This is a genomic window from Bythopirellula sp., from assembly GCF_041737835.1.
Taxonomy (GTDB): Bacteria; Planctomycetota; Planctomycetia; order Pirellulales; family Lacipirellulaceae; genus Bythopirellula.
This window is the reverse complement of the sequence record NZ_JBGSQY010000021.1, coordinates 107099-130691: the sequence shown is the minus strand read 5'-3', so window position 1 is coordinate 130691 and position 23593 is coordinate 107099. Positions and strand designations below refer to the sequence as shown.

Sequence of the window (23593 nt, the reverse complement as noted above, 5' to 3'; positions counted from 1 at the left end):
GATGAAGATGAGGGAATCACTCGATTGTAGCAGGCCCCACAATCTTGCAAACGCGGCCAGAAACCACGGTTTATTGCGCGGCAAAAGAGCACGGGAACGAGTAGAATGGCAACTTGTCAGTTCTCCTCATTGATTCTTTTGTAACTCAGTTTATTTCGCATGTTCCGCTTCTCTTTTGTGATTCTGCTAACTTTGTTGGCCGCGACGAATCTCTGCCAAGCGCAAATCGCGGTCGACGGCACTTTCGTTGGCGATGAAGCCGATTACGGTGCCGCGCGATCGGTACAAAACACGAACACGGGGTACGGCAACTCGACGAATGGCGACCCGAAGGCCGCCAAGTCGGGCTCGGAAATCGATCAGGTGTTCGCCGCCGTTCGCGATCAAAGGCTTTATGTGTTGATCACCGGCAACTTGGAAGACAACTTTAATAAGCTCAGCGTGTTCATTGACTCCAAGCCGGGGGGCATGAATCAAATCGTCGGAAGCAACTTGCCAGCTCAGGTTGATCCCTACTGTTGTTCGGGGAGCGGGGCGTTGCAACGTTTTGACGGTTTACGCTTCGACACTGGTTTCGAGGCCGATCACTTTCTCACGTTCTCGAACGGCAATCATACGTTCGGGGCGGGAATTAACATTTGGACTTTGTCCGCTTACTTTGCCGACCTGACCCAAGGCCCCAGCGGGAATAAAAGCGAGATTGGTTTTCAGCGCAATGCGTCGGGCATCGAACCTGGACTCGGAGTTGGTGAGCCCATCGATCAGTTCAACAATGGTTGCAGCGGGCCAAGCGACACAAATTGTACACCCCCCGAGCACGAATTTGCCGAGCCGATTGATTTGGTGAACGACCCTGGTAACACACGCGGTCATCGCGATTTTCTAAATGATGTCGATTTGTTGATGGCGATCAACAACAGCAACACACAAGGAGTCAACTCCGGCAGCGGTGCGGCGACCGGCAATCCGGCTAACGTGCTCACCGGCCTTGAGTTCTCGCTGCCGCTGTCGGTGTTGGGCAATCCCACGGCCGACATCAAGATCACCGCCTTCATCGGCAACGGCAATCATGGGCATATCTCGAATCAATTCGCTGGAACGGGGGTGCTGCAAGCAAACGTGGGAAGCCCCAGTTCGGTCAATTTAGCCAACATCGCTGGGAATCAGTATGTGACCGTTCCCGTCCCCAGCGCCGACTTCGACAACGACGGTGACATTGATGGCCACGATTTTCTCGCCTGGCAGCGAAACAACGGCTCGGCTGCTGACTTATCGCTCTGGCAACAACAGTACGAGGCCTCAGGCTCAATCAGCAGCACACAGGCCATCCCCGAGCCGAGCGGTTTGGTGCTAACGATTCTCTTCCTAGCCGCAGGCGGCAGCAGGCGGTCCTCAAATTCGCTTAGCAAAACGACAGCCCAGCTCTAGCCAAATTGCTAGCATCAAAATTCATATTGACTCGCAAGGTCGATCCAGCACACATTGCCGCAAATGCCGTCGCACTATTTCGCCGCGGCCGACCCGCTCCCAAGTGCAAATGGAGGTGCACATCATGAAACGCGATTTGGATTTAGCGCGACAACTTCTTCTCGACATCGAAGCCCGCGGCGCTGACTGCTCGGTCAGTGTCCTGCACAACGGCACGATTCACGAACATGCTTCGACGAGCTTCGAGATCGACGAGCGAGTCCGGTATCACTTGCGGCTTCTCATCGATGGCGGCTTTTTGAAAGAAGTCGACCGCACGACCGCTGGCGTGCCTTGTGTACGGCTCACTTACGATGGCCACGAATTCTTGGAACTCGCCCGGCACGAATCCCTCTGGCGCGAAGCGAAATGGCTCTGCCAGGAACGAACCGGCGGAGAATCGCTGACCGTCATTCGCACGTTCCTCGTGCGTCTTGCCGTTGGACCACGCGACTACGTGCCCCGGGTGCGTCAGAGCCTAGCCCGACACCCGCGATACGTGACAACAACCGAACCCCGCGCAACTCGCAATCGCGTCCGTTATGTGCGCGTGCGTCCGACCGAAGACAATGTGATTGAACGACCTTTGCATTACTTGGCCGACGTCGAATCCGACGGCCGGTACGACTTGGACTACGAAACGGCTTTCCCGACACATTTGATCTAAGCAACGATCTGCAGAGATCGGTGATGAATCGAGGCGCTGCCCTCCAAAGGCAGCGCCTTTTTTCGTGTGTGTCCCACGAGCACGTTGAAACCGGCTCGCGGCAAGCCGTGCTGGCAGCGGTCCGCGTCGGAGCCCTGCAAATGCGAAAATTTTTCGCTTCGTCGAGTCGAGTCAAGCAGGGATTTAGTCATAAGTTGTAATTTATCAACAAGTTATGGCGTAAGATTAATTTTCGGGATCGTCCGAATTTTTGCGGTTCTACCGCGAACCTTCGCGACGAAACCATAGTCAGTAGGGAGTTCGCTCGCTGGGCGAGGACGGCGTTGGGTCAGGTTTCGCTTGACCGCAACTAGTTCGGTAGCGAAACTCCAATAGTGGAGTCAGTTTTTCAAGCGTCACTTTCACACAGTCGCGTAAAAAAATCTGACCGTTTTATCCTTTAGGTTCTCTTCAGCAGCGCAGAGCGCAGCGAGGGTCACCATGCGTAATCTTCACACGAACATCAGCAATATTGGCATTCAAAGCATTTGCCAAGGCATCGCGCTGATCGTCCGCAATGAAGTCGTACGCCCCTTGCGCGCCACTCTATCAGCGCTGCGTTGGTATGCGTCACGCCTGTCAGGCGATATGCGCGACGCACGTTGGCATGGGCTCGCTATGGCCGCTATGACGGCCAAACCGGCCCACTGCTTTGCCACGGCAAAGCAGCACGAGCGGCACGTCGTACGAGTTACGACCCGCTCAGTCGCCTGAGCTTGGGAATTCTGAAGCACTAGCAACGCTTCCCCCAAAATCAGCCCGACCGCTAGCAGCCAACTGCCCCCGGCATTGCCTTGGTTGCTGTGCATTCGTTGCCACGATTTTTACCAATATTTAACCGCGCCTGGCCTTGGGGCCACCGTCGGTTCCATAAGCGAGAGAACCATGACCGCATTACTGGAAGATGAGTACCTTGAATTAGAAGAACCTGTGGAAGCCACCACTGCCGAGTTGGTGATGGCCGCCCAGGATGGCGAATCCGAGGCTTTCGGCGAGCTCGCCAATCGTTTCGAGCGGATGGTCTACTCCGTCTGCTGGCAGCGGTTGCGTAACCACGCCGAGGCGCAGGAAGTTGCTCAAGACGTGTTCATCAAGGCATTCGAAAAGTTGTACCAGTTAACCGAACCCGCGGCCTTCGCGGGGTGGTTGCGGTCGATTGCCGTCCGACAGTCGATCAACCGCAGCACTCGGCGTCCTCCTTCGATCGCGGTCGAGCCACAAACCATGGATCGGCCTGACAATCGACATGTTGCTCCGCTCGATTCGTTGCTCACCAACGAACGATACGATCAACTGCGGTACGGTTTGGGACAATTGTCGTCGCTCGACCGGAGCACACTTGTGGCGTTCTACCTGCAAGGCCGTTCGCTGTTGGAAATGAGCGATGATTTTGAAGCCCCGGTCGGCACGATCAAGCGTCGGTTGCACGTCGCTCGGAAGCGGCTGGCCAAAGAATTGGAGTGCCTTCAAGCGGTGTGAACCGCGTTAAGGTCTCCAAGAGTTTTTCCTGGACGGGTCGGGGATTGGCAACGATGTCGGTCTCCGACCTTTTTTCGTTTGCTTTTAACACGGTGCAAGCACCGTGGCTAAATCGTTCTGCGTGCACCCACCGCCAAACAGACCCAACCCACGATGAACGCCAAACCGCCCAGCGGCGTGATCGCGCCCAATTTGCTCCACGCCGAACTTAAAAACGTCATGGCGTAGAGCGAACCGCTGAACAGAACTATCCCGACAAAAAATAGCACGGGTGCGGCTAGCAGCAGGCGGCTTTTGGCTGATCGTTCCGCCACGAGCGCCACTACGATCAATGCTAAAGCGTGATACATGTGATACTTCACGCCAGTTTCAAACCAGCCAAGCCGCTTGGCGAGATCGGCGTCGTAGCCTAGCGCCACGACTTGCTTTTCGAGCCCATGAGCGCCATACGCCCCTAAGCCAACCGCAGCCGCGGCGAGCAAGGCCCCCAGCATGATTGCCGTTCGACTATTCACGTTTTTGACTCCATAAAAAAACCTCCGACTCCACGATAAGTGAAGCCGGAGGTGTTGTGAAGTCCCGAGAATTACTCGCCTTGGTTGATGCCAAGACGTTCTTCTTCTTCCTCTTGGATAATGATGTGTGGCGTAACCATCATCATCAAGCTGTCGGTTTCGCGACCGATGCCGACGTTGCGGAACAAGCGGTCGACGTAAGCGATCTTACTTAACAATGGCACACCAAATTCGTTGCGACCTTCTCGCAATCGCTTGATGCCGCCCAACAGCACCGTACCACCGTCCGGCACGCTGACCGTGGTTGCCACCGTAATAATGTCAAAAGTCGGCAATTGCACCGTAGTGCCGCTGCGGATCACCTCTTCCGTTTCCTCGTCGCTGTTGTTGTCTTCACCTTGCTCGGTCGTGCTACTCGAAGTCGAGGTCGTTTCCGAACCTTCGAAAGTGAACGTATCCACGTCGCCGATCTGACTGAAGAATGGCACCAATGTGAGACGCACATACTTCCGGTCGTCCGATACCACGGCTTGAACCGTGAGTAATGTTCCTTCCGAAAGCACCACAATCACAGGCTGCTGAGCCGCGGCAAATTCACCCACGACCGGGATCACACTGATCACGAACGGCCGCAGCGACGTGTCAGCCACGATGCCCTGTTGACCATTGAAAAGAGTAACCTTAGGTGCCTGTAAAACGTTAGCACGGATATCACCTTGAGATGCATTGATTAGGAAGAATGCTTCGATATCGCTTAGAATAGCAAAACCGAATTCACCCACCGTTTGTGGACCTCCAAACTGAGGACTGGCAAGCCCAAAGCTTCCCTGACGGAACGGTACGTCCAAATCTACGGTAAAGTCAGGCAGTGGATCGGCCAAACCGTCGGGATCGGCGCTGATGCCCACCGTGGCACTTGGCCCCTGATAGTTTGGTGTGATTGATGCAGATGTCAGACTCGAGTTGCTTCTGATATTGAAGTCGAAATCGATACCGATCCGCTCGAAGAAACTGTCGGTCAGACGGATGAAGCGAACTTCAATCGTCACTTGCAGATCTTGGAGACGACGCAATTGTTCCAGCAGATCGACGATTTGCTCGTGAACACGTTGGGTTTGGCTGACCACCAGACTCAGGTTCGTCGGGAAAGGTTGAATTTCACCTTCACCGCTACCGTTTTCCATCCAGGTGTCGTATTCCACGGTCGAGACGATCAAATCAATCAACGAATCGAAGTCGGCGTTAGCCGCACCACCCAGACCGCCAGGCCCGCCACCGACGGGAACCGAAGATCCTCCGGGCGCACTATTGCCAAACTGTTGTGCCAGCGTTCCGCCAGGCATCGTACCGCCACCGCCCGGAGGGGCCGTCGGCACCATCGCTACAGGACTCGAAGTTCGCGAACCGTTGCTGAAGGGCATGTTGGCATAGGCATCGTTGATCAAACCCTGCAGACCCATATTGCTGCTGGGAACGAAGTTCGGAATGGGGATCACCAAGTCGGCCACGTTGTACACAACCCGGACCATTTCGCCATCGCGAATCTGTTCGCTGGTGATCTTGAGCACCTCATCTTTGATCATGTACGTCAGGTGCAAGGGTTCGAGAATCAGATTGAGCGCGCTTTCCAAGGAAACTTCGCTGCTCAAGGTCAGCGAGACCGGCGTATCAGGTTCAACACCTTCCTGGCCCAGTCCGCGCGGATCGAGATAAATGTTGATCCCGGCAAGTTTCGACAAACTGTCGATGACTTGCGAAAGGGGCATCTTGTCATAGTTGGGAAGGACCGGAGTTTTGAGCTTCTTTTGGATTTCCAATTCTTGCTTGGATTTGTAACCGTCCCTATCCGTGGCACCCTTACGATTAACTATTTTGTCCCAAGTTTCCGCATCGTAATTGATCGGGTTGGTCGAATCTGCCAAAGCTTCAGCGCTGGTTTTGCGAATGTCCAAAAATGCGTTGGCGACGCCACTCTCGCTCAGCTCTTGAATCTCGTTGTTGAGAATCGTGCGGCGAATAAACTTGGCATTTTCCCATACCTGTTGAGCCACCGGATCATCCGGAGCCATGTCGTACAGCCGCTTGGCGACGACTTCCATTTCGCCGTAGCGCTGTTCATCGCGAAGTTGATTGAACTGATCGACCATTTCAGCCATCTTGGTCCTCAGCTGTTCTTTGACGGCCCGTTCACGTTCGACGTCGGCCAAAACTTTGGCGTTCGCTTCATCCAACTCCAATTCCGCGGAATGATCCTTGATGTAGCGTTCGGTTTCGGCCGTGCTGAGGCTCAAACGACGCAGAAGTTGTGTTTTGGTGCTTTCGTCGAGTTCACTCTTGGTGACGACCTCGGCGGCTTCCTGCAAAATCGCGAGCGACTTCCTGGGTTCACTCTCACGCAACTTGTGGGCTTCCGCTTGACGCTTACCAATATCAGCCGACAGTTGCTGGGCAATCATTGCCTGGCCCGTCGACGCATCCTCCAGCAGGTTAGAATCGGCCTGAGAAGCGCCTTGTGTTGGATTGCTCGCGAGCATCTGCAAGTGATCCTGCAAACGCTGCTGGTTCTCTAAATCGATTTCGTTCCGCTTAGCATGGGCCATACGGAATAATCTGAGAGCTTGATTACGGTCACCGGCCCGTAGCGCGATTTCACCTTCTTGCAACAGAGCAAAACCATCCATCTGCTCCGGCATGAGATTCGGAGTTGGGGGCGTTGTGTCGGTCGCAGGCAAGGGTTCCGGAGTCGGCAATTGAGCCAACCGCGGCACTTCAGGGGTTGCTGCTTCTTCAAGGGTCGGCAAAGTCAAATCCACAGGCAACGCAGCTGCGGCCGGGGCGATTGCTTGATCCACGATCACTTGATTGTTGGCGTTGTTACGCTCTTTGCGTGTTTGTGCGATCCGAGCCAGCAATTGATTGGGAGCAGGGTCAGCCAGTTTGACTGCCGTCACTAATTGGCTTGCTTCCGAGGCGGCCCGTTCGGCGTTATCCAAATCGCCCCATCCCAACAAAATCTGACCCTGGCCGGTCAGGAATTTCGCGTAGTTGTACTTCCAGCTCGACGAATCGTCCTGGTTCCCTTTGAGTTGCTTCAGATCGGCTACCGACTGAGCCAACGTGGCTGGTGAATCTTCGCCGTCGGTATAGGCGACGCCACACGCTTGGGCTTGTTCCAAATGCTTGGCGGCTTGCACCAAATCTCCGACGATCAACGCACGACGACCAGCCAGAATTTCGGCATCGCAATCTTCGCGTGTCCCAGCCGGAGTTGTTGCAGCAGGGATATTCACATGAGGGGCTGAGCCCATCAGAGCGGACGAATTCCCAGTTGACGCCGGTGCGGCCGCTTGAGCGGCCGTGAACGGATTTGTGACGCCGTTTTCCTTAGCAACCTTGGCGGCAGGTGCTTGCTTGCCGGCGGGACGGCTCTGGGCGAGCTTGTCCAAATCGCGGCGAACACGGGCCGGTGTGTCACCAAAGTGCAACACGGGATATTTGGGATTTACGGCTTCGGCCCGCTTGACCAGCGTTTCGGCCTTCGCCAAGTCGCCCTGTGCCATTGCTTGCCGCGCGTTCGACAAGATTTGGTCGATGTCGGCGTGCGTCAGTGCACCGGCCTGACCGGTCGAAACATTCCCGCCTGGAGAATTGGTTTGTGTCTCGGCATGAACCCGCGACATGGTGAACAAAATCGCCAACGTCGACAGCCAACCAACTCTTTTGATGAACCGGTTCAACTCGATACTCCTTTCGAGACGTTTGCCATCCATGGCCGAGTCTCGCAACGCTTTGGTAAGCAGTTTCTAGACACGCGAAAGGCGTGAACTTTCAATTCTGCTTGGCCGCGTAGCCATCCCATATGATGTCTGAATGAAAATCTCCGAACTCCGCCCGTAACCAGAGATTTCTGGCACGAGAGGGGGGTTTAAATACTTGGCACGCTATATCGCGTCAAGTGCAGAAAAGAAACTCAGGAAGAAGTCCTGAAAAGATTGCGCATGCTAGCAGTACACGCGCCGTGCCATGCTGAGTCCTAACAAGCGAAGGAAAACCTAGCCGGGGCGAGACGCACGCCAGGCCACAAAACAAAATTCGGGCAGGACCGCGTGGCGACCTGGCTAGGTTAGCATTTGTCGAGAGATAAATTCCTAGAAACCGCCTCGTCCACGGCCTCCACCACCGCGACCGCCACCCCCCCGGCCAAAGCCCCCTTCGCCCCCATAACCGCCGCCCCGCTCATCTTGTGGCGCTTCGAGGATCGCTTTGTATTCCTTGACCGTGGGTAAGTCGTTGAGTTCTTCTTTGATGGTCAATTTGCCGGCCGCATCCATCAACACGACCCTTGCCGGGGCGAGCAAATCACGATTCTTGCTGCTCAGCTTGTCGCCACCTTGGATATCCACCAGTGTCGCCCCAGTCGTAAAATCGAACTCAGGATCTTTGTCGACTTCATACTGGTTAGACCAAACCACCTTCGCTGCTTCACGCAGATTCATGACTGTGCCACGAGTGAACGATTCCGCCAAGGCAATTTCTGCGGCAAAAGCGCTGTTCAGAGCTTTGATCAACAATTCGGCTTCCGGCTGAGAATTGTAAACCCCTTCCTTCACAGGCTCAGCGCTCATCACGTACAAACGGGCGGGCAACGGCACGCTGGCAATCGGGCTCGGTTTGCTCCATTCGGTGAGCCGGAAGCTGCGCATCTTGGGCGTTTTGATCTCGTTCCGGCGGGTCGTGACTGTTTTGTCCAAATCTTTGATGGGAACGCCGTCGTTCACGTCCTGCAAGGCCAGCTTAACGCGATAGCGATAACGATGTCCCGGCTGCACGGTGTTATCAAAGAAGCGCAACAGCACATCGGACGTTTTTCCATCCCAGCTGAATTCACCAATTTCCACGGCGCTGCCTGCACCCATCGAGCCACCACGACCGTAGCCCACTTCGCCCCCGCGACCATAGCCTCCTCCCCCATCCATACCACCACCACCGCGACCGTATCCTTCGCCGCCGCCACCGTACATACCCCGACCACCTTCACCCCCGTATCCGCCTTCGCCGCCGTAGCCGCCGCGCTCCATGTAACCACCAGGAGGCACTTCACCAGCCCGAGGCGCTGTGCGCCCGAATCCCATGTCATCTTCTCCATCAGCATCCTCTGCGGCAGGATCTTCTTCCACGGGAGTCATTTCTGTTTCCATCATCGCGGCTTCCTCGTCGGCCGCCAGCGGAATCGAAGAATGACTCGCGCGGTCGTCCCATTCCTTCAAAATCAACGGAGGCAGCGGGTGGGTCAGCAATGGATGCACATATTTCGCGGCGACAACCTCCTGAGGATTCACGGGATAGGTCGCAAGCTCTTTGATCAAGACTTCCTTGTTCACAACGGCGAGCTTTTTCCATTCTCCCTGGCCCTCAGGAGTCACTTCAGCTCGCTCGATTAAGTAACCCTTATAAGTCGGCATGTCGCGTTGGGGTTGATAACCACGAGCCGATTCCAAGGCATCTTCATACAAACGGTTCTGAGCTTTGATCGGCACTCGTGCTAAGACGGTCACCCATGATTGAGCGCGAATATCTTCAAAACCTTCGAGTTCCACGCCCGTACCGGGTTGCAGTACGATCGTGGAATTCGGACCACGAGGCCGTTCCTCTTCTTCCCGTTCGTCGCGTCCACGACCGCGGCGCCCTCGGCCTTCGCCTTCATCCCCATCGCGCTCACGCGCTTCACGAGCTTCTGCTTCGGCCTTTTCTTTCTGCAGCTCAGCCAGAGCCTCCAGCTGCCGTTGTTTAATCGTGTCGGGGTTGGCCGTTGCCCAAAGACCAGAATCAGCCCGGACTTCGAGGTCTTCCGCCGTGAGCAATACGGGATCGGTCCTCGGTTTCTGCGGTTGCACGATGTAAGGATTTTGAGGGGCAATATTCGGAAAATGCTCGGGCTCGACCGCTTTCATCGACGCCAGATCGATTTGAACCTTTTCGATCACGGCGGCGGGGTCGACCTCCGCAACTTTCTGATAGTCGAAGCTGTTGACGTGCTGTTCCGCAGCGCTGGCTTGAGTGGTCAGCGTGCCAGGGTCTTTACCCGCTTCCATGCGCGGCACACCCATCGCCGACCAGAGCAGCAAAACGGCACAGGCCAAGATTGCCGCCATGCCGATTTTCTCGCCATGGGCCAGCAACAATCGCACGACGGCGTTTCCACCCTTAAGATTGGTTTTCATGGCCTGCTCTCCTGTTCGAATCCTTCTAAAACTTGGGCAACAACTACTCAGTTATTGTTAAAAAACTACTGACCTACCGCGAGTTGGCTGTCGTCAGCTGGCGCGGCTCCGGGATCGCTGGTGGGCTCGTTATAAATGAACACCGAGCCCTTCAAAAGCAGTTGCACGTAAATCGGATCAACCGGTCCGCTCGAGCTCGTCATACTGCTGTAGGCCCCTCCGCCCCCTTGGCCACCAAACCCTTCCATCGATTTGTCGGGATTAATTCGTAATTGTTTGACTTCAATCGGCAGCGGTGAATTCGCACATTCAATCAACAACCGAGGGATATAGCGCTGGTCGATCACCAGATCCATGCGAATGGGGAGCTGGCGATATTCGGTACCAACGTCTGCCGCGGGTGCTCCGGCATCATCCAAGTAACGTCCCGCGAGAAGCGCTGCATCCATAGCCGCGGGGTCGCCTCCCCCTTCTCCGCCATAGCCACCCATTTCGCCCATGCCATCGCGACCCATCGACATTTCACCTCCAGGCATCCCTCCGCCGTATTCCCCCCCACGGGACATCATGCCTCCTTCGCCGCCCATGCCACCACCAGGAGCCGCCGAAGGCATATAAATTTGACCAGGAGACAAGCCCATCGATGCACTCGCTCCCACTTCCAATGCCAAAATCGTGCGGATCGCAGCGTTGTCAGGGCGGGTTGCTCCGCGGGCTTCGTTCGTCTTGGCAATCACGTTAAGCAGTGTTTCGTAGACCCACAAATCTTCTTGTGTCACCCAGATTTGCATCGCCGAAGGTTTCGCTTCGCGGAAAGAGAGCTTGGCTCGCAATTTGTCTTGCTCGGGCCACTGCACGATGTAGTCTTCCACAATCGCGCCCGTGTCCGCCACGCCGCCATAAGCGCCTTCACCCCCGCCGTACCCCCCTTCGCGTCCTCCGTACCCACCACCCGCACCAGAGCTCCCTTCGGCCAGCTTTTGCGCCTGCACAATTTCCAGCAAACCGTCGAAACGCTTACCGATGTAGTTCTGATAAATCGATCGCATGGACGAGTCGATCGGATCTTTGAATTTCAGTTTTTCGATATATTCAACAAACTGCGGTCCCAATTCCTTGGGCCACTTGAGCACGGAGTCTTTTTGCTTGTTGTAAAGCGTGTTCCAAACCGACTGGACGATCTGGGTTTGCCCGGCAACTACGGCTTCTTCTGTTTCGTTCACCACAGGATTGGGATGCACGGACTTGTTTTTCAAGCCTTGAATGGCAGTGAACATGCCGTCGATGGCCGATTTGCGCGTCGCGAACTGCGCATCCAATTCGCCAGCTGCCATCTTCCAACAAATTACCGCGATTAGGAGGCCGAGCACACTCAGCACCCAAAAGCGTTGTTGCCAAATCACTTTGGCTATTGCCCGCACTTGATCCATCGAGATTTCCTCAAACTAAAAAACGGTATGTTTTGTTTTCTCTGCTATTCCGCAGGGGGTTGCTCAGCTTCCGTAGCAGCCGCAGCGGCCGCAGCTTCTTGAGCCGCCTTCTCTGCCTCGGCGCGAGCCGCTGCTAGTTCTTCACGCTCGGCCCGCGACTTCGGCTGCCACACGAACTGCACAATGAAATCAAAGCGGTTCACTTTGATCAGTTTGCTATTCGCACTCGCTCCGCCAGGATTGTAGCCCCCTTCGCGACCGTAGCCGCCACCAGAACCCGAAGCCGACGGGTCTTGCGCCATCGCCTCGGGATCAATCTGCTCTTCGTAAAGTTTCTTTTCGCCATTGGCTAACCAAGCATGGCTGATCGCTAGATCCTTGATAGGAACCTCAATCAATTCGCCGTTGGGGCCGTCTGGCAGTTGAACAGTCCCCTCTTCGAGATTCTTGATCAATGTGCTTTTGACGAATTCACCACGCTCGTTCTGGGGATCGCTGTTGTGGTAATGAAAACCGGTGAGCTGAACCACCCAACCGGGGCCACTCAAGGCTCCGCCACCGGTAGCACCGGCAGCTCCGGGGTCGGCGCCCGCCATGGGATCAGCAAACTCAGCCGCAGGAGAAGCAGCATCCAGGGGTGCCGCAGCTGAATCAGCCGCGCCGGCCACTGGCTGACCTTTGGCATCGTCATAAGCCGCTTGCACCACCGTCATCCACTCGGTGCCGATGTCCGCAAAGTGCTGCGTTTCCATGGAAACGATATGCAACTCGTTCCGCTTGCTGATATCCTCAGCCGTTTCTTTTCTTTCCTCGGCCGGACGTGTGTCCTTGGGCAAAGCCACGTCGACGGCCTTAAGCAGCTCTAACCACCGCAAACGACCCTCGATGTTACTCACTAGCTTTTCGCCGGTCGTCTTCATCGCTTCAAAGCGCGAATGAATATCCGCATTGCTCGATTCATAACCGGCCGCCGTGGTTTGCACCGATTTAGCTCGCGACTCGGCTTGCTTCATCGCATCGTTTTCGACTTCGCTGTAGGCGGCCACGTGCGAGTAGTAATTGAACGTCAGCCCCGCGAGAATCGCTGCGGCACCGGCCACCATCCAAGGCTTCTTATTCCGAACCAACCGCGTACGGACAATTTCTTCGGGCAACAAATTGGTTTTGAGTTCCGACTTGTCCAGCCCTTGTAAACAAAGGCCATACGCCACGGCGAAGCTTAGCGTGTTTTCCTTGAACTGTGGTTTTCCCGCCGCACTGCCGGCCATGAGTCTCTCGAACTCCGTGACCGGATTCACTTCCATTTCGAGATTCTGCGACAGATAGCGCTGCAAGCCCGGCAGCTTCATGCCGTTGCCCAAAGCGAGTACGTTGCCGATCTTCGCCGACTTATCGATGCTCGTGAAATAGCCCAGCGAACGCTGAATTTCCGACAGCAAATCGCTAAACACGGGCCGCATCGCCTGGAAAACGGCCTTGGGATCGTCGGCCTCGGTGGCGTTGCGTTTGAGATGCTCCGCCTTCACAAACGTGAGTTTTAGTTCTTTACTGAGCGCACGGGTAAAGTGATTCCCACCGATGGGGATATTTCGCTGCCAAACGCGAAAACCGTTCGTCACCACAAGATCGGTCGTGTCGGTTCCCAGCGAAATCACAACCGTCGACTGCGGCGGCTTCTTGGGATCGTACGGCTCGGCCTTGAAATCACCTAGGCGATCGAAGCAGACAAAGTTGTAGACCGCCAACGGCATCAACTGAATGATATCGACTTCGATCCCCGCGGCGTCGAGCGGCTTGAGCGCGCGGGCCACTTGATCGCGTTTCATCGCAAACAGGCCCACTTCCGGCTCCAAGGCGAAGCCATCTTCTTCGCTTCCGCCGGTGAGTTGCTGATAATCCCACACCACGTCGTCAAGCGAAAATGGAATCTGCTGACGCGCTTCGTATTTAACGATGTCGGGAATCTTCTTGGCTTCGACCGGCGGCAACTTGATGAACCGCGCGAGGCCGCTTTGCCCGGCGACCGAAATCGCGACGCGATCTCCCAGGACTTCGTTACGCGAGAGAAACTGCGTGAGCGCTTCGCTCACCAGCTCTTCGGGATCAGCCTCGGGCTGCGAGAGAATCTTCGGATACTCGATGTAGTCAAATGACTCCACGACTAGCCGATCCGGTTCTTTTTCGTGGGGGCGACACAACAGCGCTTTGAGCGCGCATTGGCCAATATCAATTCCCCAAACGGCATTGCTCTTCGCCATACCTAATAGATTCCTGTTCCGATTTATTGTCACCGCAGGCAGCAGCGCTCGCCGCCACGGCTGTTTCGTCGTTCTCTTGAAAAGCCCAAGAACGACGCATCTCTGTGATAAGTGCCTCTATGGACAATTTATCGCGTCAGCGTCGTGTTCGTCAATTTTTTCTGACGAGAAATGGGCACGGAGAGAGCTTCCCCCGACAGCCCAAAAGCCGCGCGAGCTGAAAGTCCCCCAGCCCCTCCATTTTAGTCGAGAAAAGGCCTTTGTATAGAATTTGCCGGTTGGAACGACTTATCGGCTCGACTTGGACAATTCGCCGCATTTCCCGGCGAAAACTACGAGTCGCGGTGGTTGCAATTCCCAGCTGGGAATCTGATAACAAGGTGACGGCACCAATCGGCTCGGCAATGAAGCCCATCCGTCATGCCACCCAAGAGGGGCTCGCATGTCATTTCCAACCACCATTGAAGAGACAATCCCCACGGCCCAAGCTACCATGATCGTCACCATCGATGGTCCGGCAGGATCGGGAAAAAGTAGTGCCGCCCGTAGATTGGCCAAACGGCTCGGCTTCAAGTTTTTAGATACGGGGGCCATGTATCGGGCCATCACCCTGGCCGGTGCTCGCCAGAAAATCGACTGGAACGACCCGGAACCACTCGCCCGCATCGCCGCCACGGCCACGATCGAACTCTTCGACGACCGAGTGATGCTCGATGGTGAGGACGTTTCCAGTGAAATTCGCACGGTCGAAATCACGCGGCTCACCCGCCACGCGGCTGACAATCTCGAAGTCCGACACATCCTGGTCGACCTTCAGCGGAAAATTGCTGGTGACTACGACGTGGTCGCCGAAGGCCGAGATCAAGCCACTCTCGCCTTTCCGCAAGCCGAGTGCAAAATCTTTCTGACGGCCACCGAAGACGTTCGCGCCGAACGACGCTTTCACGATCTCGTTGCCCGCGGCGAAGATGTTTCGCTCGAAATTGTGAAGGAAAACCAACGCCTGCGAGATCAACAAGATCACGAACGCGATTTCGGTGGTTTGCGCAAAGCGCCGGATTCCATTGAAATCTACACCGACGATCTTTCCCCCAGCGAAGTCGTCGACAAGCTCGAAGAGTTGGTTCGCTCACGAATGACCATTATCTAGTTAGCCGGCATCGTCCCGATGCCGTTGCCGGAGAGCAAGATGTCAAATTCCGCAGACGTTCTGATTGTCGGTGCCGGGCCCGTGGGTCTCGCCATGGCCACGGCGCTCCATCATCACGGCCTCACCTGCCGGCTGATCGACAAGGCTCCCGCGCCCAGCGACAAATCCAAAGCTTTGGTCGTTTGGAGCCGCACGCTCGAACTCCTGGATAAGTTTGGATTGGCCCAGACATTTATTAACGACGGCCTCAAGCTCAAAGGGGCCAGCATTCGTAACGAGGGGAAGCAAATTGTTCATCTGGCCATCACCGGGCTCGACAGCCCTTACTGCTTCCCCCTGATGATTCCGCAGAACGAAACCGAGCGATTGCTTGCCGAACATCTCGCCGCGCGAGCTATTACCGTCGAGCGCCAAGTCGAACTGGTCGCCTTCGGCGAGAAAGCCGACGGCGTGAGTTGCACGCTCCGCTTCGCCGATGGTCACGAAGAAACGGCCGACTATCCCTGGGTCGTCGGCTGCGACGGCGCGCACAGCACCGTTCGGCACACGCTCGGCGTGCCGTTCACGGGTGCAGCCGAGCCCAACGACTGGATCCTGGCCGACGTTCATCTGCACGGTAATATGTCGCGCGATGAAATTAGCGTCTTCTGGCATACAAAAGGGGTGCTGGTTTTTTTTCCGATTGGAGACACCCGATTTCGGATGGTCGCCGACCTCGGCATGGCCCAACCAGGGGGCAAACCGGCCGATCCCACGCTCGCCGAAGCGCAAGCCAAAGTCGACGAACGGGGGCCCGGTGGAATCACTCTCACCGACCCGATCTGGCTGGCCGGCTTTCGCATCAACGAACGCAAGGTCGATCAATATCGCCACGGCCGCGTGATGCTCGCTGGTGATGCCGCGCATATTCATAGCCCTGCCGGCGGCCAAGGTATGAACACCGGCATGCAAGACGCATTTAATCTCGCCTGGAAATTGGCCCTCGTTCATAAAGGCCAAGGTCAAGCGGAACCGTTGCTCGGCAGCTATTCACACGAACGGAGTAGCGTGGGCGATCAAGTCCTCCGCGGTGCCGCTACGATGACCACCGTGGCGACATTGCGTAACCCGGTCGCGCAGTTCATGCGGAATCACATCGCCCCGATCGTCACATCGTTTGGCATTGTGCAAGACAAAATCAAGAATGCCATCTGCGAACTCTCGATCAATTACCGCGATAGTTCGCTCTCCGCCGAAGATTGGCCCATGCTGGGAGGAGGCCTGCCCGCGGGTGATCGCCTCCCCGACAGCCCGCTCACTTCGGCCGTAACGGGTCAGCCGACAAGCCTCTTCACGGTGACAAAGGGGACACAACACGACCTGCTGCTGTTCCCCGCCGCAAACGACGCCACGGCAATCGCCACACTCACGCAACTTGCCGAAGACGTTCAGCAGGCGTTCCCGATTATTTTCGCCACGCATGTGATCTTCAAACCGACCGACAAACCCACTGCACCCGTCGGGGGCAATTCCCAGGTTTGGATCGACGTCGATGAACTGCTCGATAAGAAACTGAGCATCACGCACCCGACGGTGATCGTGGTCCGCCCCGACGGATACATCGGCTACCGCGGCCAACCCGCGGAGAGCGCGAAAGTGATGAACTATCTGCGAAGTTATCTAGTTGCTGGATAGTCGTGGCCGGACCGAGCAACGCGAGTTCCGGCAATGGCCTCATCATAAATTGCCGGAACTGCGTACGATCTAACGCAGGAAGGCTAGCGACAAACGGCGTCACGGCCTGGGACAGGATTTTCCCGAGTGAAACATCGTCCAAACTCCGTACACGAACAACACCCCTGCCACGCCATACATCATCGTGTCGTACGATCCCAACCAAGTGCCAACGACGGTTCCTCCCGTGAGAAACAACAGCATGCCCACATGGCAAGGACAGGTCAACGCCGCAAGATAGGCCCCCGCCTTATTCCGAGGAGTTAACTCGCGAAACATCGCTTTTTTCAATCCCTCCATCAATCGCCCCCCTATTTGCAGCATGCGATTCACTAAGCCTCAAAAGACTTCACGGATTGAGAAATCGACCTTCGCCGCATATTTAAGTGTACTGCGCTATTTGCAAGGGCCCTTTAGAGCACCTAAACAACTAGAGGCTTTGTCGAAATCGCCCTTCTATTGCTCGCTGCGCCAATCAGCCAAGGTCAAATTTGGTACCCAGTCGAAATGCCGTATATTTCCCGTGCTGAGCGTGACTTTAAGAACCAGAGCCGTGGCGGCTATGAGGAGATCGGCATCCCCACTGGGATGACCTCCCTGCCGAGCTTGACCGCATCGTTTACCAAGACTCCCAAATAAGATGGTCTTCTCCGATCATCCTGTCCAATGTCATGAACTTGATCGACAAACAGCACGTTTGGTTGAGAACTATCTGGTCCAAGGCAAAAAAGAGTCTGAATCGCTGGCCGCCAACAAGGCTTCCGTGACAATCTTTATCTTCAACCAAAAGTATGGCGGAGAACTCACGAAGGTCACTGTGTAAAGTCTTGCGAGAGCCAGCCCAACTTGAATTTCCAAAGTGACTGGAGAACCTATTGGATCTGGTTCCCCTCTTCCTTCTCAAAAAACATCAAATGCTGCCACGGCAGTTTGTCGTATTCCTCGACGAGCTTAAAACCGTTCGCTGGGAATTCTTTCATGATCTGCGCCTTACTCATTTTGTGCAGCGGCTTGATCGGCACGAGGGGATCCTCCTCGCGAAATTCTACGAGCGCCACCCTACCCCGCGGCTTGAGACTCGCATGTATCGCGGCGAGCATCTGCTCGGGATGCGAGAATTCGTGATAGACATCCACCAACAGCATCAGGTCGACCGACTCCGGTTCGAGCCGCGGATCGACGGGTGTTCCTAGCAGCGGCTTGATGTTCTTAATTCTGTTTTTGCGCATCTCGGCCCGTAGCATCGCCAGCATGGGGCTCTGAATATCAACGGCGAACACTTTGCCGTCTGACCCAACAAGCTCGGCTAGCTGGAGCGTATAAAAGCCGTTGCCGCAGCCCATGTCGCACACGGACTGTCCGGGCCGCACATGGAGAGCTTTCAGAAGTTGCTCGCAATCTTCCTCGCGCTGGCGAGATTCACGCACAAGCCATGGCGCGCCGGTGTAGTGCATCGTGACGGCAATCTCGCGCCCCATGTACTCAGTGAGCGCGGGAGGGATTGGTTCCTTGGCGACGGAGAATTCGCTAAGGCACAATCCCATCAAGCACACTGCTAAGAAGATCAATTTGTTCATAACATTAAAATTTGAATCGCTAATGATCGCTAATGAATTTCTGCTCTTACGCGTTTATTAGCGGCAATAAATCTATGGCATTGAATTGCTCGTCAAACCAATTGGACAAAGTACGAGAGGCCAAAGACGGTATGTTTAAATTGCTGCCGCGCTACTGGACTTTCTTAACCAGAATAACTTAACCGTCTCAGTTTTTTGCAAAAATGCCAACTTGTTTTTTATTTACTGCGTTGTCATAAAGAAAAACGTTTGTCTGGCAGGTTTCCTACTAAGAGAATTTCATTTCGAGATTCTGGAAAGGATGAGAAAAGGTTCCTGAAAGAAGGTGCAACTGTCACTGATATAATATCGCTGCTTTTCACTCTGAATGGGAGGACTCGTCTAATGTTTCAGACTTTTTCCAATTTACGTCTCGCCTCCTTGAGCCTCGTCGCTGGGGCCGTATTTGTCGTCGCTATGTATGCCGCGACTGCAAGTGCAGAACTACTTGTCTATGATCCGTTTGGGGTCAGTGGGGGTCCCGGTGATTATCTTCCGGGCAACGATTCCACGGGTCTTAATGTCTTAGGTGGTCAGAACCCGGTCGCCAGTCCAACTGCCTTCTACTCGTCCGGATGGATTCAAAGTGGTGGCGACGCTCAAGCAGTATTCGCGCTTCCTGCAGGTGGACTGCCCGTAGGTGTGATGAATTACCCTAGGTTTCCACGACAAGGAGGACTTGTTACCGACTCCGTACAGTTTAGCTGCTGCTCCTTCGGGCGCAATGGTCGTGAGATTGCTGGTGGACTCGGTGGTGGCCGCGTTCCTCAAACGATCTACCAGAGTTTCCTCGTTGACTTCGGGAATCAGGGCACTGATGATCCTACACAATTCGGCAAAAGAGGTCTGGAGTGGTGGAATGGTGGCATAGGGGACTCTTTTCTAGCCGTCGAATTGTTTGTCAATAGCTTTAGTGGCACAAATGATTTCCGTCTGGCTGTTACCACTGCTAGCGGTACCACCTTTGCTGATCTCAATGGTGGTGGACTCAATCTGTCCAACATGGCTGGTCCTCACTTGATTGTGATGAAGTTCGAGTTTGATCCTGCCTTGGCTGATACTGTGTCTGTCTACCTCGACCCCACTGATTCTGTCGAGAGCAACTACACTCCGTCTGCTGTGGTGTCAGCTCCAAACTCAGATCTGTTTATTTCTCACCATGGCGGGTTGGCCAATTTTACTTTCTCGGGAGCTGGTCACGTTCCTGGTCGGTTCGATGAAGTCCGTTGGGGCGATACCTTCGCAGACGTCACTCCTTTCGTGCCAGAACCAACTTCGCTCTCTCTCATGGGCCTGAGTCTGGCTGGTCTGCTATTGCGACATCGCCGTTAAAGTTTTCTTTTGATACGTCACGCTCTCGCGGTTCTTCCATCCGCGAGAGCGACTGACCAATTCGCTTAAGCACGGAGATAGACCGGCCAAAGATTTCGCTCGCAATTGGCCACTAAAATCACGACAATCAGTGCCTACGCACACCGTGCGGTGCCGCCGCTCGTATCAAGCTGGCAGTTTTGGAACACCACTCTTGTATCAAATCAACCAAAAGTCTCCCTATTTTGTCACATGCCGCATCGATTTCCCCTTTGTCTGACGAGAAATACGCAAAACAGGGGTGCCAAAACCGGGGAGTTTCGTCGCAAAAGTTGGGACCCCGGGCGACGTTCCAAAAGTCTGGCCAAAAGGTCGCCCAAGAGTCCGCCGCCCCGGTCAACTAACTCCAGACAGCGGGCCAACTTAACCCGATTGTCACTGGCCGCCTTCATCGTTAAAATGTTGGATTCCCATTCGCCGGATACCCCCACACAGATTGTCAGCGTTGGCAATCGAGTAGACGGCGGTCACCTCGTTTGTTTGGATCGAACTCAGCAGCCAGGGCAATCCGCCGAGCGACGTCCCCGATTGGTTTTTTAATTCATGGTCAACCGTAACTTAATTCGCGAATTCGACATTACTGATGAAGATTGGGAACTGGCCGTTGGTGAGCTCGCCGACGAGGATGCCGGTTGGTTAGATGCCACCGACGTCGATGTCAACCAAATCGTAGAAGGCAAAATCATCCGCATCGACGAAGAGTATGTGCTCGTCGACGTTGGCTATAAGAGCGAAGGCACGATCGCCCGCAACGAATGGGAAGAAGGCGAAGAGCTTCCCGAAGTGGGCCAAACGATTCGTGTGCTCGTCGAAGACGTGGAAGACAGTCACGGGTTGCTTGAAGATCGCGGCATGATCGTGCTCAGCAAGCGCAAGGCCGAGAAGATCGAAAAGTGGATGAAGGTCATGGAGACCGTCCACGAAGGCGACGTCGTCAAAGGCGAAGCGGTCCGCAAGATCAAGGGTGGTTTGCTGGTGGACATCGGCGTCAACGTGTTCCTGCCCGCGAGCCAGGTCGATATCCGCCGTCCGCACGACATTGGCGAATACATCGGCAAGACGATCGAGTGCATGGTGCTGAAGATCGACGAAGCCCGCCGCAACATCGTGGTCAGCCGCCGCAGCCTGATCGAAGCCCAACGCGAATCGAAGAAAACCGATTTGCTCAAGGAATTGCAGGTTGGCCAACTCCGCAAGGGTATGGTCAAGAACATCGCCGACTTCGGCGCGTTCGTGGACCTGGGCGGCATCGACGGTTTGCTGCACATCACCGACATGAGCTGGGGTCGCATCAATCACCCAAGCGAGATGGTCAAGATCGACGACGAGCTCGAAGTGCAAATCCTGCACATCGACTACGACAAAGAAAAGATCGCGCTGGGCCTCAAGCAGAAGCAAGCCAGCCCGTGGGAGAATGTCGCCGGCAAGTACCCGGTCAATTCCGTGGTCAAGGGCACGGTCGTCAACGTGATGAGCTACGGTGCTTTCGTGAAGCTCGAAGACGGCATCGAAGGCCTGGTTCACATCAGCGAGATGTCGTGGACCAAGCGTATCAGCCACCCCAGCGAATTGGTGAACATCGACGACGTGATCGACGTGGTCGTACTGCGAATCGACGAGCAGAAGCAGGAAATTTCGCTCGGCATGAAGCAAACTCAAGACAATCCTTGGGAACGCGTGGCCGACAAATATCCGACCGGCGCGTTGGTTAAGGGTAAGGTTCGCAACCTCACCAACTACGGTGCGTTCATCGAAATCGAAGAAGGCATCGACGGCTTGCTGCACGTCAGCGACATGTCGTGGACCCGCAAAATCAGCCACCCCAGCGAAGTGGTCGAGAAGGGCCAGGAAGTCGAATGCAAGGTGTTGTCGGTCGACCAAGAACGTCGCCGCATCGCCTTGGGCCTCAAGCAAATGGACGACGATCCTTGGGCCACCGACATCCCCAACCGCTATCAACAAGGTCAGCTGGTGAAGGGCAAAGTGACAAAGATAACCAATTTCGGAGTCTTTGTCGGTTTGGAAGATGGTTTGGAAGGCCTGTTGCACATCTCAGAGCTTTCTGAACACAAGGTTGAGAATCCTCAGGAAGTGGTCAACGTCGGCGACGACATCGAAGTGAAAGTGCTGCGAGTCGACTCCGAAGAGCGTAAAATCGGGCTGTCCCGCAAACGCGTGGAATGGGCCGAGGAAGACTTCGCTGCTGCTGCGGAAGCCGAAGCTGCGGAAGCGGCCGCAGCAGCCGCTGGCAAGGCCGATCCTTCGGAACTTAAGGGTGGTATTGGCAGCGAATCGGGGCCGCTTTTCAAGTCGGCCAGCGAAACCAATGGAGCCGCTGAAGAGGATGCCGTTGAAGCAACGCAAGAATAAGTTGCCTGGCAGTTTGAATGTGTCACAACTAGGGCACGGTGGAAACTTTCCACCGTGCCCTGTTCTTTTTAAAGTGATGCCGTGGCAATCGTTACGGTCGGCATCATGCGTACAGCCGATCCACTTCAACATCAGACGCCAAAATTGCAGGCACATTCCCCCCTACGTCGATACTTCTTGTGCAACAGGACGTAAACCAGGCGGGTGGAAGTTCGCTGGCTTTGTTGGCCAGAACCACAAACTCGGACCGGTTAAGAGTGGCGCCAAAAACCCTGCCCGCAACAGGACGTGGGGGGTGGTCTGCAGCCCCCAGGCTTGCGGATCACAGTGGAACGGCGAGATCGCATCCCCCACCCAACAACGGTTCAAGTTACCTATGGCAACTACGTCCAAAACCCGCCGAAGCTCCTCAGCCGTTCAGACCCCGCTGGAAACCTACCTGCGGGAGATCAATGAAACGGCCTTACTGAACGCCGCCGAGGAAAAAGAGCTCGCCGTGCGGATTGGCCAAGGCGACGCGACAGCCCGCGACCGCATGGTCCGCGCCAACCTGCGTTTGGTGGTGAACATCGCCCGCGGCTATTCGGGCAAAGGCTTGAGCCTGCAGGACCTGATCGAAGAAGGCAACCTTGGCTTGCTGCGTGCGGTCGAAGGCTTCGACCCCGCGATGGGCACTCGCTTCAGCACCTACGCCAGCTATTGGATCAAGCAGTCGATCAAGCGGGCCCTCATCAACACCGGGAAAACGATCCGTATTCCGGCGTATATGGTGGAACTGCTCTCCAAGTGGCGACGGGCGACGGCACGGTTGACCGAAGAACTCGATCGCAGCCCCACTCCTGAAGAAATTGCCCGCGTGCTTGGCCTGCCGAAGAAGAAGCTGCCGATCATCAAAAAGGCGATCAAGATTTACAACGCAACGCCGCAGACCGACCAAGCCGACGCGGGTTGGACGCTGGGCGACATGGTGATGGATGAGCGGCAACTGAGTCCGGACGATACGCTCGTCGAAAGCGACAGCCTCCGGCACGTGATGGAAATGCTCACCACGATGGACGAACGGGAAGCTACCGTTCTCAAGATGCGGTTCGGACTCGACAATCACGAGCCACGCACGCTTAAAGAGATCGGCGAGCAATTGGGACTCACCCGCGAACGCGTACGGCAGATCGAAACCGAAGCTCTCAATCGCATGGCCGATAGCCTGGAAGATCCTCGTGACCGGGTGATGCGGCACTAAGATTCACAATAAACATCGGGAATCTCGCGAAACTTGACGATCCGGAACGCACCTGCC

At 55.4% G+C, this 23593-nt stretch carries 17 protein-coding genes; 10 read left to right on the top strand and 7 right to left on the bottom strand.

Going from position 1 to position 23593, the window contains the following annotated elements:
- The first annotated feature begins 159 nt into the window (after positions 1 to 159).
- From AC6T8Q_RS05255 to AC6T8Q_RS05240, 4 genes are all read left to right on the top strand, one after another.
- The gene (locus tag AC6T8Q_RS05255) at positions 160 to 1428 is read left to right on the top strand and encodes a hypothetical protein (protein ID WP_500678071.1); all 1269 of its coding nucleotides are present in this window, start codon (positions 160 to 162) and stop codon (positions 1426 to 1428) included.
- Positions 1429 to 1552: 124 nt separating this feature from the next.
- Positions 1553 to 2134 carry a DUF2513 domain-containing protein gene (locus AC6T8Q_RS05250; RefSeq protein ID WP_500678070.1) on the top strand — a complete coding sequence of 194 codons (582 nt, stop codon included), beginning with the start codon at positions 1553 to 1555 and terminating at the stop codon, positions 2132 to 2134.
- A 480-nt stretch (positions 2135 to 2614) separates the two neighbouring features.
- On the top strand, positions 2615 to 2887 hold the full coding sequence (locus tag AC6T8Q_RS05245) for a hypothetical protein (RefSeq protein WP_500678069.1): 273 nt from the start codon (positions 2615 to 2617) through the stop codon (positions 2885 to 2887).
- A 171-nt stretch (positions 2888 to 3058) separates the two neighbouring features.
- Positions 3059 to 3652 carry an RNA polymerase sigma factor gene (locus AC6T8Q_RS05240; protein WP_500678068.1) on the top strand — a complete coding sequence of 198 codons (594 nt, stop codon included), beginning with the start codon at positions 3059 to 3061 and terminating at the stop codon, positions 3650 to 3652.
- Positions 3653 to 3759: 107 nt separating this feature from the next.
- Here AC6T8Q_RS05240 and AC6T8Q_RS05235 read toward each other — a convergent pair whose 3' ends face one another.
- The 5 genes from AC6T8Q_RS05235 to pilM all read right to left on the bottom strand — a co-directional run bounded on the left by AC6T8Q_RS05235 (position 3760) and on the right by pilM (position 14076).
- A complete protein-coding gene (locus AC6T8Q_RS05235) occupies positions 3760 to 4167 on the bottom strand; it encodes a DUF423 domain-containing protein (protein ID WP_500678067.1) in 408 nt (135 codons plus the stop codon).
- Between the two features lie 71 nt (positions 4168 to 4238).
- Entirely contained in the window at positions 4239 to 7904 is a 3666-nt protein-coding gene (locus AC6T8Q_RS05230; RefSeq protein ID WP_500678066.1) for a type II secretion system protein GspD, read from the bottom strand.
- A 411-nt stretch (positions 7905 to 8315) separates the two neighbouring features.
- The gene (locus AC6T8Q_RS05225; protein WP_500678065.1) at positions 8316 to 10388 is read right to left on the bottom strand and encodes a hypothetical protein; all 2073 of its coding nucleotides are present in this window, start codon (positions 10386 to 10388) and stop codon (positions 8316 to 8318) included.
- 65 nt (positions 10389 to 10453) lie between these two features.
- A complete protein-coding gene (locus AC6T8Q_RS05220; protein WP_500678064.1) occupies positions 10454 to 11818 on the bottom strand; it encodes a hypothetical protein in 1365 nt (454 codons plus the stop codon).
- Between the two features lie 44 nt (positions 11819 to 11862).
- Complete coding sequence (pilM, locus tag AC6T8Q_RS05215) at positions 11863 to 14076, bottom strand: type IV pilus assembly protein PilM (RefSeq protein ID WP_500678063.1); 2214 nt, start codon at positions 14074 to 14076, stop codon at positions 11863 to 11865.
- 442 nt (positions 14077 to 14518) lie between these two features.
- Here pilM and cmk point away from each other — a divergent pair, with 442 nt between their 5' ends.
- Positions 14519 to 15226, top strand: a complete 708-nt coding sequence (gene cmk / locus AC6T8Q_RS05210; protein ID WP_500678062.1) for a (d)CMP kinase — start codon at positions 14519 to 14521, stop codon at positions 15224 to 15226.
- A 39-nt stretch (positions 15227 to 15265) separates the two neighbouring features.
- On the top strand, positions 15266 to 16900 hold the full coding sequence (locus tag AC6T8Q_RS05205) for an FAD-dependent monooxygenase (protein ID WP_500678061.1): 1635 nt from the start codon (positions 15266 to 15268) through the stop codon (positions 16898 to 16900).
- Between the two features lie 99 nt (positions 16901 to 16999).
- On the opposite strand, the gene AC6T8Q_RS05200 is transcribed toward AC6T8Q_RS05205, so the two are convergent.
- Entirely contained in the window at positions 17000 to 17218 is a 219-nt protein-coding gene (locus tag AC6T8Q_RS05200; RefSeq protein WP_500678060.1) for a hypothetical protein, read from the bottom strand.
- 361 nt (positions 17219 to 17579) lie between these two features.
- Between AC6T8Q_RS05200 and AC6T8Q_RS05195 the strand changes: the two genes are divergently transcribed.
- A complete protein-coding gene (locus AC6T8Q_RS05195) occupies positions 17580 to 17762 on the top strand; it encodes a hypothetical protein (protein WP_500678059.1) in 183 nt (60 codons plus the stop codon).
- Positions 17763 to 17811: 49 nt separating this feature from the next.
- Here the strand turns inward: AC6T8Q_RS05195 and AC6T8Q_RS05190 are convergent, their stop codons facing one another.
- Positions 17812 to 18516: a class I SAM-dependent methyltransferase gene (locus AC6T8Q_RS05190; RefSeq protein WP_500678058.1), complete on the bottom strand. Its 705-nt coding sequence runs from the start codon at positions 18514 to 18516 to the stop codon at positions 17812 to 17814.
- Positions 18517 to 18900: 384 nt separating this feature from the next.
- On the opposite strand from AC6T8Q_RS05190, the gene AC6T8Q_RS05185 reads away from it, so the two are divergent.
- The 3 genes from AC6T8Q_RS05185 to AC6T8Q_RS05175 all read left to right on the top strand — a co-directional run bounded on the left by AC6T8Q_RS05185 (position 18901) and on the right by AC6T8Q_RS05175 (position 23536).
- Positions 18901 to 19887: a PEP-CTERM sorting domain-containing protein gene (locus AC6T8Q_RS05185; RefSeq protein ID WP_500678057.1), complete on the top strand. Its 987-nt coding sequence runs from the start codon at positions 18901 to 18903 to the stop codon at positions 19885 to 19887.
- 582 nt (positions 19888 to 20469) lie between these two features.
- Positions 20470 to 22296 (top strand): 30S ribosomal protein S1, encoded by a 1827-nt coding sequence (locus AC6T8Q_RS05180; protein WP_500678056.1) that lies wholly within the window; start codon positions 20470 to 20472, stop codon positions 22294 to 22296.
- A gap of 376 nt (positions 22297 to 22672) precedes the next feature.
- On the top strand, positions 22673 to 23536 hold the full coding sequence (locus AC6T8Q_RS05175) for a sigma-70 family RNA polymerase sigma factor (protein WP_496919648.1): 864 nt from the start codon (positions 22673 to 22675) through the stop codon (positions 23534 to 23536).
- Positions 23537 to 23593: the final 57 nt, after the last annotated feature.

What these genes read in the sequence shown, in the direction of transcription:
- AC6T8Q_RS05255 (WP_500678071.1), top strand. Translation starts at nt 160, where the DNA reads ATGTTCCGCTTCTCTTTTGTGATTCTGCTAACTTTGTTGGCCGCGACG.
- AC6T8Q_RS05250 (WP_500678070.1), top strand. Translation starts at nt 1,553, where the DNA reads ATGAAACGCGATTTGGATTTAGCGCGACAACTTCTTCTCGACATCGAA.
- AC6T8Q_RS05245 (WP_500678069.1), top strand. Translation starts at nt 2,615, where the DNA reads ATGCGTAATCTTCACACGAACATCAGCAATATTGGCATTCAAAGCATT.
- AC6T8Q_RS05240 (WP_500678068.1), top strand. Translation starts at nt 3,059, where the DNA reads ATGACCGCATTACTGGAAGATGAGTACCTTGAATTAGAAGAACCTGTG.
- AC6T8Q_RS05225 (WP_500678065.1), bottom strand. Translation starts at nt 10,388, where the DNA reads ATGAAAACCAATCTTAAGGGTGGAAACGCCGTCGTGCGATTGTTGCTG.
- AC6T8Q_RS05220 (WP_500678064.1), bottom strand. Translation starts at nt 11,818, where the DNA reads ATGGATCAAGTGCGGGCAATAGCCAAAGTGATTTGGCAACAACGCTTT.
- pilM (WP_500678063.1), bottom strand. Translation starts at nt 14,076, where the DNA reads ATGGCGAAGAGCAATGCCGTTTGGGGAATTGATATTGGCCAATGCGCG.
- cmk (WP_500678062.1), top strand. Translation starts at nt 14,519, where the DNA reads ATGTCATTTCCAACCACCATTGAAGAGACAATCCCCACGGCCCAAGCT.
- AC6T8Q_RS05205 (WP_500678061.1), top strand. Translation starts at nt 15,266, where the DNA reads ATGTCAAATTCCGCAGACGTTCTGATTGTCGGTGCCGGGCCCGTGGGT.
- AC6T8Q_RS05200 (WP_500678060.1), bottom strand. Translation starts at nt 17,218, where the DNA reads ATGTTTCGCGAGTTAACTCCTCGGAATAAGGCGGGGGCCTATCTTGCG.
- AC6T8Q_RS05195 (WP_500678059.1), top strand. Translation starts at nt 17,580, where the DNA reads ATGGTCTTCTCCGATCATCCTGTCCAATGTCATGAACTTGATCGACAA.
- AC6T8Q_RS05190 (WP_500678058.1), bottom strand. Translation starts at nt 18,516, where the DNA reads ATGAACAAATTGATCTTCTTAGCAGTGTGCTTGATGGGATTGTGCCTT.
- AC6T8Q_RS05185 (WP_500678057.1), top strand. Translation starts at nt 18,901, where the DNA reads ATGTTTCAGACTTTTTCCAATTTACGTCTCGCCTCCTTGAGCCTCGTC.
- AC6T8Q_RS05180 (WP_500678056.1), top strand. Translation starts at nt 20,470, where the DNA reads ATGGTCAACCGTAACTTAATTCGCGAATTCGACATTACTGATGAAGAT.
- AC6T8Q_RS05175 (WP_496919648.1), top strand. Translation starts at nt 22,673, where the DNA reads ATGGCAACTACGTCCAAAACCCGCCGAAGCTCCTCAGCCGTTCAGACC.